This window comes from Enterobacter sp. YSU (assembly GCF_016082135.1).
Lineage (GTDB): Bacteria > Pseudomonadota > Gammaproteobacteria > Enterobacterales > Enterobacteriaceae > Enterobacter > Enterobacter hormaechei_C.
The window spans coordinates 3,756,541-3,772,199 of record NZ_CP059487.1 but is presented as its reverse complement, the minus strand read 5'-3'; the positions used below and the strand labels follow the sequence as shown (position 1 = coordinate 3,772,199).

The 15,659-nt window shown below is 57.2% G+C and carries 15 protein-coding genes; all 15 read right to left on the bottom strand.

What is annotated here, in order from left to right; all coding sequences use genetic code 11:
* A complete protein-coding gene (gene tssE, locus H2Z33_RS18165; RefSeq protein WP_015570336.1) occupies nucleotides 1-564 on the bottom strand; it encodes a type VI secretion system baseplate subunit TssE in 564 nt (187 codons plus the stop codon).
* The gene (locus tag H2Z33_RS18160) at nucleotides 557-1,369 is read right to left on the bottom strand and encodes a type VI secretion system accessory protein TagJ (RefSeq protein WP_017384294.1); all 813 of its coding nucleotides are present in this window, start codon (nucleotides 1,367-1,369) and stop codon (nucleotides 557-559) included. The genes tssE and H2Z33_RS18160 overlap by 8 nt, the downstream gene beginning before the upstream one ends.
* A gap of 9 nt (nucleotides 1,370-1,378) precedes the next feature.
* The gene (locus tag H2Z33_RS18155) at nucleotides 1,379-2,365 is read right to left on the bottom strand and encodes a hypothetical protein (RefSeq protein ID WP_033486830.1); all 987 of its coding nucleotides are present in this window, start codon (nucleotides 2,363-2,365) and stop codon (nucleotides 1,379-1,381) included.
* Between the two features lie 16 nt (nucleotides 2,366-2,381).
* Complete coding sequence (locus H2Z33_RS18150) at nucleotides 2,382-3,179, bottom strand: PP2C family protein-serine/threonine phosphatase (protein WP_003859969.1); 798 nt, start codon at nucleotides 3,177-3,179, stop codon at nucleotides 2,382-2,384.
* A complete protein-coding gene (gene tagH / locus H2Z33_RS18145; RefSeq protein ID WP_015570335.1) occupies nucleotides 3,176-4,951 on the bottom strand; it encodes a type VI secretion system-associated FHA domain protein TagH in 1,776 nt (591 codons plus the stop codon). Before tagH ends, H2Z33_RS18150 begins: the two co-directional genes overlap by 4 nt.
* A 90-nt stretch (nucleotides 4,952-5,041) precedes the next feature.
* Entirely contained in the window at nucleotides 5,042-5,458 is a 417-nt protein-coding gene (locus H2Z33_RS18140; RefSeq protein ID WP_040117764.1) for a hypothetical protein, read from the bottom strand.
* Nucleotides 5,452-6,441, bottom strand: a complete 990-nt coding sequence (locus tag H2Z33_RS18135) for a hypothetical protein (protein ID WP_015570333.1) — start codon at nucleotides 6,439-6,441, stop codon at nucleotides 5,452-5,454. Before H2Z33_RS18135 ends, H2Z33_RS18140 begins: the two co-directional genes overlap by 7 nt.
* A 75-nt stretch (nucleotides 6,442-6,516) precedes the next feature.
* Nucleotides 6,517-6,999: an Hcp family type VI secretion system effector gene (locus H2Z33_RS18130; protein WP_014884229.1), complete on the bottom strand. Its 483-nt coding sequence runs from the start codon at nucleotides 6,997-6,999 to the stop codon at nucleotides 6,517-6,519.
* 180 nt (nucleotides 7,000-7,179) lie between these two features.
* Nucleotides 7,180-7,605, bottom strand: a complete 426-nt coding sequence (locus tag H2Z33_RS18125) for a T6SS amidase immunity protein Tai4 family protein (RefSeq protein ID WP_017693279.1) — start codon at nucleotides 7,603-7,605, stop codon at nucleotides 7,180-7,182.
* Complete coding sequence (locus H2Z33_RS18120; RefSeq protein ID WP_017384301.1) at nucleotides 7,602-8,108, bottom strand: type VI secretion system amidase effector protein Tae4; 507 nt, start codon at nucleotides 8,106-8,108, stop codon at nucleotides 7,602-7,604. Before H2Z33_RS18120 ends, H2Z33_RS18125 begins: the two co-directional genes overlap by 4 nt.
* 65 nt (nucleotides 8,109-8,173) lie before the next feature.
* Nucleotides 8,174-9,673 (bottom strand): type VI secretion system contractile sheath large subunit, encoded by a 1,500-nt coding sequence (gene tssC / locus H2Z33_RS18115; RefSeq protein ID WP_006810956.1) that lies wholly within the window; start codon nucleotides 9,671-9,673, stop codon nucleotides 8,174-8,176.
* Nucleotides 9,674-9,676: 3 nt separating this feature from the next.
* Nucleotides 9,677-10,201 (bottom strand): type VI secretion system contractile sheath small subunit, encoded by a 525-nt coding sequence (gene tssB / locus H2Z33_RS18110; protein ID WP_008502644.1) that lies wholly within the window; start codon nucleotides 10,199-10,201, stop codon nucleotides 9,677-9,679.
* Nucleotides 10,202-10,276: 75 nt separating this feature from the next.
* Complete coding sequence (gene tssA, locus H2Z33_RS18105) at nucleotides 10,277-11,293, bottom strand: type VI secretion system protein TssA (RefSeq protein ID WP_063134690.1); 1,017 nt, start codon at nucleotides 11,291-11,293, stop codon at nucleotides 10,277-10,279.
* 11 nt (nucleotides 11,294-11,304) lie between these two features.
* Nucleotides 11,305-12,021 (bottom strand): type VI secretion system-associated protein TagF, encoded by a 717-nt coding sequence (gene tagF / locus H2Z33_RS18100; RefSeq protein ID WP_015570330.1) that lies wholly within the window; start codon nucleotides 12,019-12,021, stop codon nucleotides 11,305-11,307.
* Between the two features lie 16 nt (nucleotides 12,022-12,037).
* Complete coding sequence (gene tssM, locus H2Z33_RS18095; protein WP_063134691.1) at nucleotides 12,038-15,658, bottom strand: type VI secretion system membrane subunit TssM; 3,621 nt, start codon at nucleotides 15,656-15,658, stop codon at nucleotides 12,038-12,040.
* Nucleotide 15,659: the final 1 nt, after the last annotated feature.

Below are 15,659 nucleotides of genomic sequence, written 5' to 3'. Positions count from 1 at the left end.
TTACCCCGCATCCTTCAGTTCAAAATGGCCGTTCTCAAGATCGACGTCAGTGCGAAAGAGAAACTCCAGCGGATACGGCACGCACCACAGGCGACCTTTGATTTCGATAGACAGAACGTTGTGCAGATCTAACGAGGAGGTATCGGACACGCAGCGAACCTGAAGCCCCTGCGGCAGGATCCGCGGTTCAAAGTTAATAATCGCTTCGGTGAGCTTGCGCTGAATGTCGTGCCATTCGATATCGGACATTCTTTTCCCCGCCAGCGGCGCGACGCCAAAATTCACGACGGAACGGCTCACCTGCGTCAGCCCGCTCAGATCGCTGGAGGCATCGTGGTTGATGGTATTAAACAACCACTGTAAATCCCGCAGGACGTTACGACGCAGCGCGGCGTGGGTAATCAGATTGCTGTTGGCGGACTCGCGTTTTTTTTCCGGATCGTTATCCGTCAGACGATCCAGCAGTGAAGGCTGCATTTTGTCGCGCGCCCCCACTTTCTCCTGCCTGCTGCGGGCCTGCCAGCCGCTGCGCAGCAGATCGCCTTCGCCTGCGGGATTACTCATCCGCACCATCCGAGGTAAATGTCACCAGGCTCAGGGTAAGCAGCGGGCTTTCGCTTTGCTCGCTCAGCCAGGCTTTCTGCCCCATGCCTTCATACAGGGCGCCGTCATCGTCCAGCGGGAGCCACTCGGTGGTGCGCCCCAGCTTAACGCTGTCTGGCGCCCCGTCAGCAAACGGATAACGCGCCGGGATCTGACACACCTGCTCGGTGCCGTCCGTGAGGCGGACCAGCGCATGACGCCACACCAGATCGGTCACGCTGGCCGGAGCCTGAAAACGGATCGCGTCGATGGCGCAGAACGGCACCCAGAAATAACGGCCATTGACCAGGGTTTCACACACCGGCCCCAGACGGGCATCGCCGTCCATCAGCCATTCAAAGGTGTGGCTCTCTTCATTCTCCAGCGTGACCTGCCCGCGGCTTGCCGGGGCCTGTTCGAGTGCCGCCAGGCGCAGCGTTTGCGCTTGCCCGGCGCTTTCGGTCAGCGCCTGGGCTAACGTCGTCAGCCACGGCCACTGCGCCTCGGGCATTGCCGGTCGTACCTCTCCCGCGAACACGCGCGCCCGCTGCTGTTCACCCTGAATGGCCTGCTCCAGCAGCGTTACGGTCGGTTTTGCCTGCGGCTTCAGCGCCAGCCAGCTTTTCAGCTGGGTCAGGGCGCGCGCCCAGTTGCCGCTGAGGATCAGAAACTGCACAAACGCGGCGCGCAGATCGGCATCCGCCGGACGGGCTTTGATATCGGCTTCCAGGCGAAGCAGCGCGTCGCTAATCGACTCGCCCGCCAGACGTTGATAAAGCGTATTCATAGCCCCTCCTTAATTCGCCGCGCGCCAGGCGCCCACTGCCGGATCGCGCAACTGCGGGCGCAGCGTGTCAATCAGAACAACGTTCAGCTCCGCGCCCGGTGCAACCCATGCGCTCCAGATTTTCTTCACCTCTGCGATACGCGCCTGAAGTCTGGCGTCGTCGCTGGCGATCTCACGGGTGATTTCCACCGCCACCGTGCCGTTGCTCTTCCAGCCGTTCAGGGTGCTGTCGTACGGCAGGATCATCCAGCTCTGGTCGCTGTTCTGGGTGCTGAAGACCATGCGCTCTTTGTTGACGGAGGTGATCAGCGCCTTTTCAGGATCGACCGCGTTGTTCAGCCCCATCACCGGGAAGCCGTGAATGTAGGTGACCGGAATCGCTTTCTGCGTCCCGTTACGGTTCTGCGTCACCACGGTGTGGCCGCTGAGCCAGCTGCCGTTGCCGCAGCGGGTGGTGTCGGAATCCGGAATAAACAGCGCTGGCGCGGAGGAACCGCCCTCCCAGAAGGTGCGCAGATGGCAACCGTCCTGAAGGGTGAACTCCTGCCATGGCGTACGATCTGCCGCCACGGTGTGCGTCTCCGGATTCTGGTCAGGCGGCAGCAGCGCGCCTGAGGTGGCGGTCGTTGCCGCCGCCGTTTCCTGCTGCTTCACCACCAGCGCCCAGTCCTGCGCTTTAGCCGCTGTGCCCCGGGCAAGCGTCGTGCCTTCCGGATCGTTAAGCGTCCAGTTCAGGGTATTCAGCTTGCTGCACTGGTGCTCCAGCAGCGAGCCAAGGCGCGGCACGAAGTTTTCCAGCACCGAAACCTCTTTCTTGCCGTTCGCCACGATACGCAGCGCCACGTCCGCCTTACACCAGCTTTGCGGCGTATTGTCTTTAATGTTGTCGATCCAGATATCCAGCTTCTGCGCAGGAGACTGCACGATGCGGAAGTTTTCAGCCTGTGCGGTGGTCGCCACCGTCAGAAGAGCCAAACCCGATAGCCAAAGTTTCATATCAATCCTTGTGTGTCTAATCAGTTCCGCAGGGAAGAAATTGTGCTGCGTCAGAGAGCGTATGCAGCAAAGTGGTGTCCTGAGGGTTGCCCATCCACACCGCCACGGCGGTATAGTTATCCTGAGCATTGCCCTCCTGTTCGGCATTCTTTTGAATGATTTGGTTCATTAAGGTCAGCCACTCCTGTGGCGTATTGACCATGTGCAGCGACTGCTTCATCTGCTCTTCGCTGACGCCGTGCCAGAAACCGTCGGTGCAGAGCAGGAAGGCATCACCGTCCTCAACCTGCACGACATCGCTGTAGCTCGCTTCCGGTCCGCCATTCTCAATACCCAGCGCCAGATACAAAAGGTTGCTGTTGAGATCGTCAGTCTGATGCCCGGCATCTTTCATCTGCTGGACGAGGCTGTGATCGGTGGTGACATGCCACAGCCAGCCGCGGCGAAACAGGTACAGGCGGCTGTCTCCGGCGTGCGCCCAGTAAGCCAGACGGTAATCCCTGTCGATAAACAGGCTGACCAGCGTGGTGCCCATCCGGCGATAGTCCTGCACGGCCTGTTGTTCGCTGAGAATGGTGCGGTTCGCCGTTTGGACGTAGTCACGAATATGCTGCGCATTCAGGTGCTTGTCGCCATCAAAGCGGGAAATAATGCTGTTGCGGGCCAGCTCAGCGGCCACCTCGCCGCCCGGCAGGCCTGCGATGCCGTCACAGACGACAAAGCAGGCTGAACGTTCCCCGATGGTTTCTCCCGTCTGATCCTGGTTGCTGGCGCGCGTCCCCTGGCGGGAGAGAGAAGCCGTTGCGATATTCATTTTTCTTCCGATCCGCTTTGTGAGTCTTTGTACTGATTGACCTCCATGTCATAGGCATGGAGGAAGGCTTCGCCAAACAGGGTATGGAAGTCGTCCTCGATCTCGCCCGCCGTCTCGCCATAGCTGCGAACGAAATAATCCCACAGCGCGGCTTTACGGCTGCCCGGCAGCGCCAGGCGTGACGTCATCCCGTTCTGCTTAGCCTGCTCCTCCAGCTGTTCCGGGTTAAAGGATTGCAGCATGGCGGCGATAATGGCGCGGATACCAGAGATCATCCCTAGCTGGTGTGCCTGGAGATCGATCAGCGCATCACGCACCGATTTGGTCGGCGGCATAAAGCCCGGCATCGGCGTGCCGAACATCTGGATAAGCACCGTTTTCCCGGTCGGCAACAGTTTGAACGGGTTGTTCGCATCGTCGAGCACCATGGTCATATCGGCTTTCACCCCACGCTTGAGGATGGAGCGCGAGGAGAGCAGCGCCACGGTCCCCTGCGAGAACATGCCCAGGATCTGCCCCAGCTGACGCATATTTTCCCGGTCGAATTGCGGTACCGGCTGCATTTCGCTCAGGCCCATGCCCTCCAGCAGCGCCTCCAGCAGTTCGCCCTGAAGCACCTCGCCCCGCTCGCCGGTCTGCGCGGAGGCAGCAGGCGATGCAGCGTTTTTAACCGGGTCGATACGCAGGCGGCCTTTAGGCGCCTGCGCGTTGCTGCGCGCCACGGCCTGCGGTGTTGGCATGGTGAAGCCAGCGTAATCAGGGCGCGCGGGCTCCTCTTCCGCGCGCGGCGCATCCTGTGGTTCAGTCGGTTCCGGATCGAACAGCGGTGAGCTGGCCAGCGCATCCTCTTCCTGTGCGGCTTGCGGTTCAGGCTTTGGCTCCGGCTTATCGGCCACGATTTCATCCGGATGGGTTAACGGTGCGCCGCCCATCAGGCCGAGAGGGTCATCGTGACGCGCGGCAGGTGCGCTCGCCGACCCGCCAAACAGGGCTAACGGATCGAGTTCGTCCGACGCCTCTTCCTTTGGCTGGGCAGGTTTGCTTTCGTCCGGCTGTACCAGCGTTGAAGGGGTGACATCGTCAAAGATGCTCTCTTTTTTAAACAACGCTTCATCGCTAAACAGCGTGTCCGGGTCAACGTTTTTACGTTCAAGCGACGGTTCGGCGTCGTTAAACATTGCCAGCGGATCTTCGGCATTCCGCTCCGGGGCCGCAGGCTGAGAGAACGGATCGTGGGATGCGGCGGGCTGTGGTTTTGCCCGGTTGCTGGAGATGCTGTCGGAGATGGAAAACTCCTGCATCAGGCTGTCCCAGATTTCCGACGGCACGGCCGTAGGTTCAGCTTTTCCGCGTGGCGCGGCGCTGGCCGGTTTCGGTTGCGGCGCTGGTGCAGGTGTCGCCACTGGGCGCGCCTGCTGCATGCTGGCCGCCATGCGGCTTACGGGCTGGGTGTCATGAATGAGTTCGCTGACTTCAATGCGATAATCATCAATACCGAGAATATCCCCATCCTGAAGCTCAACCTGACGCCCACGCTCCAGCGGGATATCATTCAGTACCACGCGGGTAACGCTGCCGCGGTTTGTGACGCGGCATTCGCCACTGGCGTCGACGTGAACGATGGCCTGCAAACGCGAGATGGTGCGGTCATTGTCCGGCAGCACCAGATTGTTATCCGTACCGCGCCCAATGGTGCCGCCCGGGGCATAAAAATCACAGCTGCTTTGCGGCGGCTGATGACCGGGTTTCGTAGAAATAATCGTGAATCGCATGGCGTATTCCTGCTGGTATGATTAGCGCTCAAACGCTGCCGCTCTCGGGGGTGAGAACGGCGGGGTTTGGGGGTTAAGGGCTGATTAAAACTATTTGACTACATTCAGGAAAATAATACCGATAAGCAGCCATAGCGTAAAAAGTAAGGCCTGAGCTTTATAGCGTCGATGCAGTTTTAATATCCAGCCGATTCTCTCTTCCGGTAATGCCTGAACGAATTTATAGGCATCGTCCTGAACATTTCTGTCTTTGGTAAATTTCATCTTCACGCCTTTGCGAAGACGAACAAACCAGATTATTTTTTGATAGTTCGCCAGCGAACCGAAAAAAGATGCGTAATTTGTCACCAGATCGAGATCGTAGCCTTTTTGCCGATATTCTGAAAGAAGCTGATTATATTCGGTCTCGTGTTTTTTAAAATAACGGGAACTGATGAGGTCCATAATTACGACAAGTAAAAATAAAACTACAATCAGAAATAAAAGAATATTTTCTACATTCACCATAGTTTATCCATGACATACTCAGTTGCTCCACCGGCAACTTCGCCACCAATGTATCCACCCGCAGCGGCGCCTACCACAGAACACGCGAGCAACCCTACACCACCTGTTGCCACGCCCAATGCAACACATACGCCAGCCCCAGCCATGGCGCCATATTTTCCGCCATAAATCCCGCCCGCAAGACTGGCGCCAAATTGACTGTACTTCTTAACGGCGACTTTGGAACAACTCTGCTCTCTACCTACTGTACAGGCATCGTAAACTTCATTGGTTGTGTTTGCACCAGCGAAGCCGATAGCAAGCCATCCTCCCATTTTCAGAAAACGGGCAGCTTTTGAAGCATTGTCTACATATGTTGAATACCCTCGTATCGAGGCAACACCCGCAGTACTCCATTCGTGGACAATTGACCTGCTTGATAAACCTAAAGCGTGCTTGATTTCTTCATAAGGTTTCAGTTTCAGCGTTAGTCTGGACAGCTTATTTAATAAAACGTCCAGCTCAGAAAAAAGTTTTTGCCTTTCAACAAAAAACTGCTGCCCGATCAATGTGCCTTGCGTTCTGTATTGATTTTGATAAGCCAGTTCGATAGCTTTTAATTTCTTTTCTATTTCGCTAAAGTACCTTTCACCTGCATCAGCAACCACCCCGAGAGATTTATCCATAAAATTAGTTAATGCTGCGATGGTACTAAAATGCTTGTTAAAGAAATTAGCTTCATCTGTATTCAGTTCTGCCAATGCTCCATTAACCTTTTGCTTTGCATTTTGTAATTGTTTTAGCTGAACCGCATTTTCAGCACCCGGAGCATTAAGGATCAATATTTGCCCGGGTTTTAACCACCGTGTGTCCCTGTTCACTTGCATAAAATAACGTGCCGCTTCACTGTCTGGTTTATTGAACAGTAGTCTTGCCTGGAAATCTAACGTACCAGCCTGCTGAACAACACAATAACCAGGAGCAACCGTTGATTTTACGCTCATATTGACATCCCTTTGCAAACGAAATTAAGTCTCTGTAAATAATGACCGGGGAAAACTCCCCGGTCACGCGCGCAATTACGCTTCTTTGTTTTCTTTGATGTTCCAGCCAGCGCTGCTTTCAGCACCTTTACCACCGGCAGTGGTCTGCTCCCAGTACTGCTGTTTCACTTTCGCAGCCTGGAATGCATAGGTCACGCCAACGGTATCGCCGTTGTCTGCACCCGTGTACTGAACGGAAGTCACGAGAACGTCTTCCAGGGTGATGCGGGTGTATTCAACCTGCTGACCACCCGCTTTACAGACGGACAGTTCAACTTTGGTCAGGTGTTTACCGCTTGCGCAGTGTTTCAGGATTGCTGTAGTGGATTTGTCGATCAGAGCGTTAACGTGCAGATCGTTAAAGTTCACTTTACCGGCACCGCCGCCACCGCCAACGCTCATATTACCTGGCTGGGACGCGCCCCAGGAGAAGGAGGTAATATCAGTCCAGCCGGTGTGGTTAGAATCTTTAGATTCGCCCGTAACACCCTCGACCTTCAGAAACATATCAATAGCCATAATATCTACTCTTCGTGGATGAACAATATTGCTTTCGAAAAAGCCCTTATATGGCAAACAGGAAAGCATGGGGCTGAATAAAACCGTCCATATTTTACCTCTGCCTCATATCAAACGACCCGTGTCATTTGACAGTCTTACATTCCCCCTGAACGAAAGGAAAGAATGTGAAGTCTTATACTATTGTGGATTATCCTGAATCCAGGTGCGGTCAGGATTTCCGATGATTAATTGAGGAGCAAGTTGATTAAGTTCGTCACTATGATAAAGACGCAGGCAGTTTAAGGTTACGCCTTTTACATCGGGTTTTCTCTCAGAATGAAAGGCATTGGTTGCACCTTTATATTTATTAATAAGAGCATTAATTTTGTCATTGCCATTTTCAATATCGAAAGGCACCCATTCCAGTAATGCGCTACTGCTACGGGCTGCATCCAGAGAAAACTGGCTTTTATCATCTGCAACTTGTGCCAGGCAGCGAGAAAAAACAACGTCTTTAACAACTTGTTTATAAGGCATTTTTTTGACAAACGACACCGGATCGTCAGTTGCATACACAGAGGCGGAACTGGTGAGCAACAGTAGACTAGCAATCATTTTTTTCATGGCAACTCCCAAAAATTAGCTTTGGTCGTCGTGTAATTCGTCTCCGGCGCATTGAAATAACAGTGATCCGAACAGGTTAAACCATTCCAGAATGTTGCATGACCTGCGGCGTCACTCCAGCCCTGTACCTCAAACAGAATGACGCCCTTTTTGTTGGCTAATTGCTCAACGGGTAAGGAAGGATAACTCACGATCATGTCAGGTTTACCCCACTGACGCGTCAACCAGGCAATGACATCCTTTACGCGGTAGAAGTACCATTTATTATCAGCACCGGATACCGTGAGATTTGCAATACGCGGAACGGGATGCCCGGTATAGTTAAGAACATAACTCATCCGTACGGCACAACTATTTGACCACCCGCCCTCATCTGGCGCTATTTCGAAGTTGTGCTTAACTTTGCCGCCGATAACTTGCTTAACTTTGCCGATAGAATCATTTGCATCGTAAATACGTGTTGCCGCCGCCCAGGCAGCAACAAACGAAGGTCTCGCGGTCATATTTCCTCTCAAATTTCCATACTATAAAGCTAACGCCGGGCATGGCCCCCCGGCGGCAATTATCATTACGCGTCCTTCGTCTTCAGCGACGGCAGTTTAGATACCAGACGCAGGGAAACGGTCAGACCTTCCAGCTGGTAGTGTGGACGCAGGAAGAACTTCGCGGCGTAGTAGCCCGGGTTGTCTTCGATTTCCTGCACCTGCACTTCCGCAGCCGCCAGCGGTTTGCGGGACTTGGTTTCCTGGGAGGAGTTCGCCGGGTCGCCGTCCACGTAGTTCATCACCCAGTCGTTCAGCCAGCGTTCCATCTCTTCGCGCTCGCGGAAGGAGCCGATTTTGTCGCGCACGATGCACTTCAGGTAGTGAGCAAAACGGCAGCAGGCGAACAGGTACGGCAGACGGGAGGCCAGGCGCGCGTTAGCGGTGGCATCCGGGTCGTGGTACTCGGCCGGTTTTTGCAGGGACTGCGCGCCGATGAAGGCGGCGAAGTCGGAGTTTTTGCGGTGCACCAGCGGCATAAAGCCGTTTTTCGCCAGTTCCGCTTCACGACGGTCGCTGATGGCGATCTCGGTCGGGCACTTCATGTCCACGCCTCCGTCATCGCTTGGGAAGGTGTGGCACGGCAGGTTTTCCACCGCCCCGCCGGATTCCACGCCGCGAATCGAGGTGCACCAGCCGTACTCTTTAAAGGAGCGGTTGATGTTGGCCGCCATCGCATAGGCAGCGTTTGCCCACGAGTAGCTGTTGTGGTTCGCGCCGTCGGTCTGCTCTTCAAAATCGAAGCTGTCGACCGGGTTGGTGCGAATGCCGTACGGCAGACGCGACAGGAAGCGCGGCATCACCAGGCCCAGATAGCGGGCATCTTCGGATTCACGCAGTGAACGCCAGGCAGCGTATTCGGTGTTCTGGAAGATTTTGGTCAGGTCGCGCGGGTTAGCCAGCTCCTGCCAGGACTCCATCTGCATCACGCCCGGCGCGGTGCCGGTGATGAACGGACAGTGGGCCGCAGAGCCGATGCGCGCCATCTCGCCCAGCAGCTCAACGTCCTGCGGGCTGTGGTCGAAGTAGTAGTCGCCCACGATGCAGCCAAACGGCTCGCCACCGAACTGGCCGTACTCCTGCTCGTAGATTTTTTTGAAGATCGGGCTCTGGTCCCAGCCCACGCCCTTGTAGCGCTTGAGGGTGCGGCCCAGCTCCTGCTTGGAGATGCTCATAAAACGGATCTTCAGCATCTCGTCGGTTTCGGTATTGTTCACCAGGTAGCTCAGCCCGCGCCAGGCGCTCTCCAGCTTCTGGAACTCCTCGTGGTGAATAATCTGGTTCACCTGCTGTGAAAGCTGCTCGTCAATACCGGCAATCAGGTTCTGAATGGTGCGGTAGGTATCGTTTGAGAAGGTTACGGTGTTTTCCAGCGCCTGCTGCGCCAGGGTTTTAACCGCGCTTTCTACGGCAGAGCGCGCCTGATCGGTTTTCGGGCGGAACTCTTTATTCAGCAGCGCGCTGAACTCGTCCTGGCTGAACGCCTGGCCCGCCTGCTGATCGTGTTGTTGAGTCTGGTTGCTCATCGATTATTCCTCGCTACCTTTCGCACTTTCGTCATTTTTTGGCAACTGGCTCAGGGATTTGAGCAGCGTCGGATCCTGGAGAATTTTCGCGATCAGCTCTTCCGCACCGTTTTTACCGTCCATGTAGGTCAGCAGGTTGGAGAGCTGGGTACGGGCTTCCAGCAGCTTGTTCAGCGGCTCTACTTTGCGGGCCACCGCGTCCGGCAGGAAGTCGTCCATGCTGTCGAAGGTCAGATCGACGTTGAGCTTACCTTCGCCGGTCAGGGTGTTATCCACCTGGAACGCCACGCGCGGCTTCAGCGCCTTCATGCGTTCGTCGAAGTTGTCGATGTCGATTTCCAGGAACTTACGCTCGTCGACGGCTGGCAGATTTTCCACCGGCTTGCCAACCAGATCGGCCATAACGCCCATCACAAACGGCAGCTGAATTTTGCGTTCTGCGCCGTAGATCTCTACGTCGTACTCGATCTGCACGCGGGGAGCACGGTTGCGTGCGATGAATTTCTGTCCACTGTTACTCATTGCCATGATGTTCTCCATCAAAGATGCGCGGTGAAGGTGAAACGGCAGACTCCATGCCTGTCGTCATAATGCCAGGACGCGTCATTCGCGGCGTCCAAAGATGTTTTCCAGTTGGTTAACGCCGTCTGGCGCCAGGTCGCGAATAATGTCCATAAAGTTGAGTTCAGACAGCCGCTGCACCCGTTCAATCATCAGCGGTGCGGGATGGCTGGGTTCGTACTGCGCAAAATACTGTTTCGCTTTTTCCAGCATCAGCTGGGCGTCGGCGCGGCTGGTCACCTGCACGCTGCGCCAGTCCGTCACCTGCTGAACGGGCGACGCGGCCACCGGCTGCGGCTCGGCGTGCTGTTCAGCCTGCGCGTCACGGTTCGGCAGCAGCTTGCTGATATCGGTCACCTGACAGGCGCTGGAAACCAGTCCGACGGTTTTCAACAGCTGTTCCATCTCCGGTACGCCACTTTCCCCGAGATAGCCGGTAAGCAGTTCGCGGATGGCCAGCAGGCGTTCGTGGATCACGATTACCGCTTCGGTGCCGGGTTGATCGCCCCGGGCCAGCTCATCGATCAGTCGTGGACGACCGCCCGGATAATCCGGACACTCGGTTTTACTGCCGTCAAGCAGCGCCTGGGCGTCACGGAGCGAAATCTCATCGCCGTTTGAGCGGAGCAGTGAGGCGTTACGCACCGCGACCGTCAGGTCAGATTTATCACTCAGCCCGGCGAGGGCGTTGATACGGTAGAACGGATCGGTTTCGCCATACTCTTCCAGCAGCGGGTAAAGTTGCTCCCAGTAACGGGACAGGGCTTCCTGCACCAGCACTAGTCCGTCGGCGTAACCTGCCAGCCCGCGACGACGCGTCCAGGCATGGGTTAACGCCAGCATGACGCGAAGATCTTTGGTGCGACCCAGCAGGCTGGTGGCGAGTTTTTCCACCGTGTTCCAGTCGGCAGGCTCTGCCGGAATGATGGTGTCGCCAAACTGCTGCTCGGCTTTACCCTGACTGGCCTGACCCATGGCCTGGAAATCAGCGTCGTACTCCAGGTTTTCACCGCAGGGGTTATCGGGGCTTATCGGCGCGAGAAATTCATCGATATTCATAAGATCCCTGCTTATTCAAACATAGGCGGGTAAAGACCGTGGCGGCCCGGACGGGCGCCGCCTGCCGGATCGAACAGCAGCGTAAAGAGCTGCCCGGTGAAGTTTCCACTGTGGACGTGGGTGTACAGCGGATAGCCGTCGCAGCGGTTTGTCCACCAGTAGCTGGTCTGGCGCAGCGGATCAAAACACTCCGCCGCCTGCGGCCAGCCCAGCGTGCTCTGACCATCGTCGTCATAGCCAATCACGTCGAGAATGTCGGAACGCTTTTGCGGCTCAACCGGCTGGGGCGCCGGGATGGTCATCAGCATTTCATCCAGCTGGGAGGCAGAATAGCTGTTACGCACCGCGTGCAGCCCCAGACGGCCAAGCTGCTGGTACCAGCTCTCAGCTTGCCCGAGCAGGCGGGATGACCACTCGGCGGGGGTGAAGCTCAGTTGCAGGCATACCGGATAGTGGCGGCCTACGCTGTCACGGCCCGGCAGCAGGCAGCCCATCTGAATCATCTGGCTACCGAGCATCGGCGGGACGACAAAGTTCCACACCGGGGCTTTTGAAAACGGGCGCTCGCCGCTGCGCTGCTCTTCCTGTTGCCAGGCCAGCAGGCCGACCTGGAACCAGTGCGACCACTGGCGTTGCAGGGTATCCGGAAAGCGACGCTGCAAAAAATCTCCGGCGCTGGGTAATTTGCCATACCAGCTATAACGGTTCATCGCAGGGGTATTCGTCATACGGCTGTCCTTGCGGTTATGGGCATGAGAAACGGGGAAGCTGGAACGGGTTGCGGATGCTGTTCGGGGCAAACTCCAGCGTGACCTGATGTCCGTCGACGTTGAAGGTCGCCTGACGGCTCAGGCTACCCGCGCCAGGGCTGGTGCGCGCCTTGTCGAAAAAGCGGTTGAGCGCCCAGGAACCGTTAGTTACCAGCGTTGCGGTGCTGCCATTGGTCAGACCGAGCTGCATACGCACCTGGTTCGTCCCGCCCGGCCCCGGCCAGTTCATGATCTGCACCGCCTGCGGACCGTGGCTGTAGCGCAGCAGCTGGCCGTCCACGTCCAGCGTCAGGTTCAGAATGGTGTTATCCATCCGCACGGTGCGCACCGTGACCTTAAAGGATGGCGTGGTCGCGCCGTTGGCAAAGAAGGCATCGCGGACAGACTGCGCCTGCTGGAACGGACGCAACAGCCCTTCGCTGCCCGACAGCGTTTTACCGTCGATGCCCGGCATAAAGCGCCAGTTCGCCTGGGTGGTGTCCACCTTGTTGGTCAGGTTGTCGCGGAAAAAGGTGTCCATCAGTCCGGTGCCCGGCGCGAACATGCGGGCGAGATCGTCCGGCGTCACCTCGGTGCTGGCGCTGCGCACCAGTGGATAACGCCCGGCAATCGCCTGACGGCAGAACCCACCCACTTCCACGTTAATGCGCTTACGCACGTTCTCCAGATCGCGACGCTGGGTGTCGCTGCTGGCGCCGACGGCCATATTGCTGAACATGGTTTGCAGCCCGCCCGGCAGACGTCCCGCGCTGGCTTGCAGGCGGCTGATTGCATCGCCGCCCGGCGCGGGCATACCGCTGTTTGCCGCATCCTGAACGGCGGTCAGGTAGCGATAAAGCTCGTCAACCTGCTTAAGAAAATCGTCAAAGACGATGGTCTTGCCACCCTTCTCCAGCGGCTGCGCCAGCTCAATCATCGGCGCATAGTGGTCGGTCACCAGTTGCTCAGGCGCCTGCGTCACGACCGCGCCCTGCGTCGGGGCATTGTCACCGTTGCTGAACAGCGCTTCCAGCGTGCGGGTGGCGCGGTTGCTTTGGTCTTCCGCTTTCTGCGCATCTTCCGGCGCAGGCGCAGTGCGCGACAGGGTCAGCACCTTGCTCAGGTTAAGCACCAGACGGCGCAGCGGCGAGTTGGTGCCTGAAAGCAGGCGCGCGGTGTTAATACGCTGGGAAAGATCGGCGCTGTTGTTGAGCTGAATGTCAGCGAGAAAGCGATCCCAGTTGACGATAAAGTCGCGCATGTAGAGCTGGCGCACGGCGTTATCGATCTGCTGTTTATCTTCCTGGGCGGTGGTCGCTCCCAGTACCCAGGCATCGTCCTTGTGCAGGGCGGTGGTCACGCTGTCGATCTGGTCGTTGAAGCTCTTCCAGTAGCCGTCCGGCGTATAGAGGCCCGGTACGCCCTCACTCACCGGCTTGCCGCTTTTACGGGAAAACACCAGCTCGCTCTGCGGGCCGCCGAGATCTGAAAGCGAAACCGGCTTCAGGTTTTCATCATGCTCCAGCAGACGTTTCAGGCGGCCATATACGCGTGTTGAGAGCGGCTGCTGGTTGATAAGCGCCCTTTCACGTGCCACCAGATCCTCATCCTGCGCATACGGTGAAGCCTGAATTTTTGGCTCCAGCAGCTGCGTCAGGTGCCATTCCAGCTCCTGAAGCTGCGCCTGCGTCACGTTCTGCGGCAGGTTGCGTTGCAGGTTGAGCATCACCCACGAGTGCAGGAATTTGCCGTCATAGTGCTTCGGCTGATAGAGCATCTGATAGGCTTTCAGCGCCTCGTAGCTGTACTCCACGTCGCTGCCGTTGTCGTTGCGCAGCCAGGTGGTAATGTGCATTGCCACGGCGGGCAGCAGCATCTGATCCAGCGCCTTCTGGTACAGAGACTGCGAGGCATCACTGACGTCATCCCCGCGATAAAGCCCCATGCGGCGGGAAACCGGCGGGTCGTTAACGTCGAAGGCATTGCTTTTCGGCAGATCCACCAGGCTGTTAAGCAGCGGCAGAAGCGCAAACAGATCGCGCTGGGGCTGGTTTTGCAGCGCCTTGCTCTGCTGCTCCAGCATCGGCACTTTTTCGTCCACTTCTTCCAGATAGGCTTTATTTTTGGCGTAGCTGGTCAGCCACAGGCCACCCAGGATCACCAGCAGGGCCAGCAGCGCCGCGTAGCCGGACCACATCACGGCGCGGTTGCGCAGCTCCCACCAGCGGTTTTCCCCGGCGATGCCCGCTTCCTGGAAAATGACGTTTTGCAGCAGGTTTTTAATGAAGAAGCTTTGGCCCTTCGCGCCCGGGATCGGCGCCTCTTTGCTCACCGAATCCCAGCGCGTGCTTTCCCCCCCTTCAGGTAAGGAGAGCGCGCGGTTCAGCTCGCCCATCACGCGGTCAAACGGCATCCCTTCCTGAGTGCCGCTGGCAAAGTAGATGCCGCGCGGAGAAAATTCGGTTTCGAAGTTTGAGCGGGCAAAGACCGTGCTCAGGTAGTCAGCCAGCAGCGGACGCAGCGCGGCGAACTCCTGCGGGAAGAGATAGGCTTCCGCACGGGTTTTGGCGTCATGCTCTTTGAGCATGGTTTCCGGAAGGCCAGCATCCAGACGCTGTTGCAGCAGGGAAAATTCCTGCTGGAAGTTGCCCATCAGGTCGTAATCGGCGTGTTTGGTCTGCTCCCACGGCAGCGTAAAGCCCCAGATCTGGTCGCGCTGGGCTTTGTCGTAATCCGCAAACCAGGCGCGGAAGCCTTTAAGCAGGTCCGCTTTGGTCACCATCACATACACCGGGAAGCGAATACCCAGCTGTTCATGCAGCTCGGAGAGACGCTGGCGCAGGTTGACCGCCTGCTGGCGCGAGGCCTCAGCGGACTGCGAAAGCAGGTCGGAAATGCTGATGGTGATAATCACGCCGTTAATGGGCTGGCGACGGCGGTATTTACGCAGCAGGTTGATAAATTCCAGCCACTCCCCGGCGTCCTGAACCTGCTCGCTCTCCTGAGTGGTGTAGCGCCCCGCGGTATCCAGCAGAACCGCCTCGTTGGTAAACCACCAGTCACAGTTGCGCGTGCCGCCAATGCCGCGCAGCGCGGTTTTACCGAAGCGATCCGCCAGCGGGAATTGCAGCCCGGAGTTGGCCAGCGCGGTGGTTTTACCGGAACCCGGCGCGCCAATAATGACGTACCACGGCAGCTGATAGAGGTACTGCGTGCTAAAGCGCTGCGTCCACTGCGCGCCATGTCCCGCTTTGCTGAAGTGGGCTTTTTTCAGCATCTGGGCGGCTTCATCGAAACGCCCGGCAAGGATCTGCTCCTCGCTGTTCAGACGTTTCTGCGGATCGGCCGCCTCCGGGCTGGTGGTATTTTCGTTGAGCTTGTCCATCAGCTTACGGTTCAGCCAGGCGTTATACAGCCGCGGCAGAATGTGGCTCTGGGCCCAAATCAGGTAGACCACCGCAATGCTGATGACGCGGTTCTGCTCTGATTCAAGGGGCCGGGTATCCACGATGGACAACAGCGGGCCAATCATCCAGATGACCGCCGCGAGCGCCGTTACGCCCAGGAAGCTCCACAGAATGCGATTGGTCAGTATAGAAAGTAGAGTTGTCAGCATC

What these genes read in the sequence shown, in the direction of transcription:
- tssE (WP_015570336.1), bottom strand. Translation starts at nt 564, where the DNA reads ATGAGTAATCCCGCAGGCGAAGGCGATCTGCTGCGCAGCGGCTGGCAG.
- H2Z33_RS18160 (WP_017384294.1), bottom strand. Translation starts at nt 1,369, where the DNA reads ATGAATACGCTTTATCAACGTCTGGCGGGCGAGTCGATTAGCGACGCG.
- H2Z33_RS18155 (WP_033486830.1), bottom strand. Translation starts at nt 2,365, where the DNA reads ATGAAACTTTGGCTATCGGGTTTGGCTCTTCTGACGGTGGCGACCACC.
- H2Z33_RS18150 (WP_003859969.1), bottom strand. Translation starts at nt 3,179, where the DNA reads ATGAATATCGCAACGGCTTCTCTCTCCCGCCAGGGGACGCGCGCCAGC.
- tagH (WP_015570335.1), bottom strand. Translation starts at nt 4,951, where the DNA reads ATGCGATTCACGATTATTTCTACGAAACCCGGTCATCAGCCGCCGCAA.
- H2Z33_RS18140 (WP_040117764.1), bottom strand. Translation starts at nt 5,458, where the DNA reads ATGGTGAATGTAGAAAATATTCTTTTATTTCTGATTGTAGTTTTATTT.
- H2Z33_RS18135 (WP_015570333.1), bottom strand. Translation starts at nt 6,441, where the DNA reads ATGAGCGTAAAATCAACGGTTGCTCCTGGTTATTGTGTTGTTCAGCAG.
- H2Z33_RS18130 (WP_014884229.1), bottom strand. Translation starts at nt 6,999, where the DNA reads ATGGCTATTGATATGTTTCTGAAGGTCGAGGGTGTTACGGGCGAATCT.
- H2Z33_RS18125 (WP_017693279.1), bottom strand. Translation starts at nt 7,605, where the DNA reads ATGAAAAAAATGATTGCTAGTCTACTGTTGCTCACCAGTTCCGCCTCT.
- H2Z33_RS18120 (WP_017384301.1), bottom strand. Translation starts at nt 8,108, where the DNA reads ATGACCGCGAGACCTTCGTTTGTTGCTGCCTGGGCGGCGGCAACACGT.
- tssC (WP_006810956.1), bottom strand. Translation starts at nt 9,673, where the DNA reads ATGAGCAACCAGACTCAACAACACGATCAGCAGGCGGGCCAGGCGTTC.
- tssB (WP_008502644.1), bottom strand. Translation starts at nt 10,201, where the DNA reads ATGGCAATGAGTAACAGTGGACAGAAATTCATCGCACGCAACCGTGCT.
- tssA (WP_063134690.1), bottom strand. Translation starts at nt 11,293, where the DNA reads ATGAATATCGATGAATTTCTCGCGCCGATAAGCCCCGATAACCCCTGC.
- tagF (WP_015570330.1), bottom strand. Translation starts at nt 12,021, where the DNA reads ATGACGAATACCCCTGCGATGAACCGTTATAGCTGGTATGGCAAATTA.
- tssM (WP_063134691.1), bottom strand. Translation starts at nt 15,658, where the DNA reads ATGCTGACAACTCTACTTTCTATACTGACCAATCGCATTCTGTGGAGC.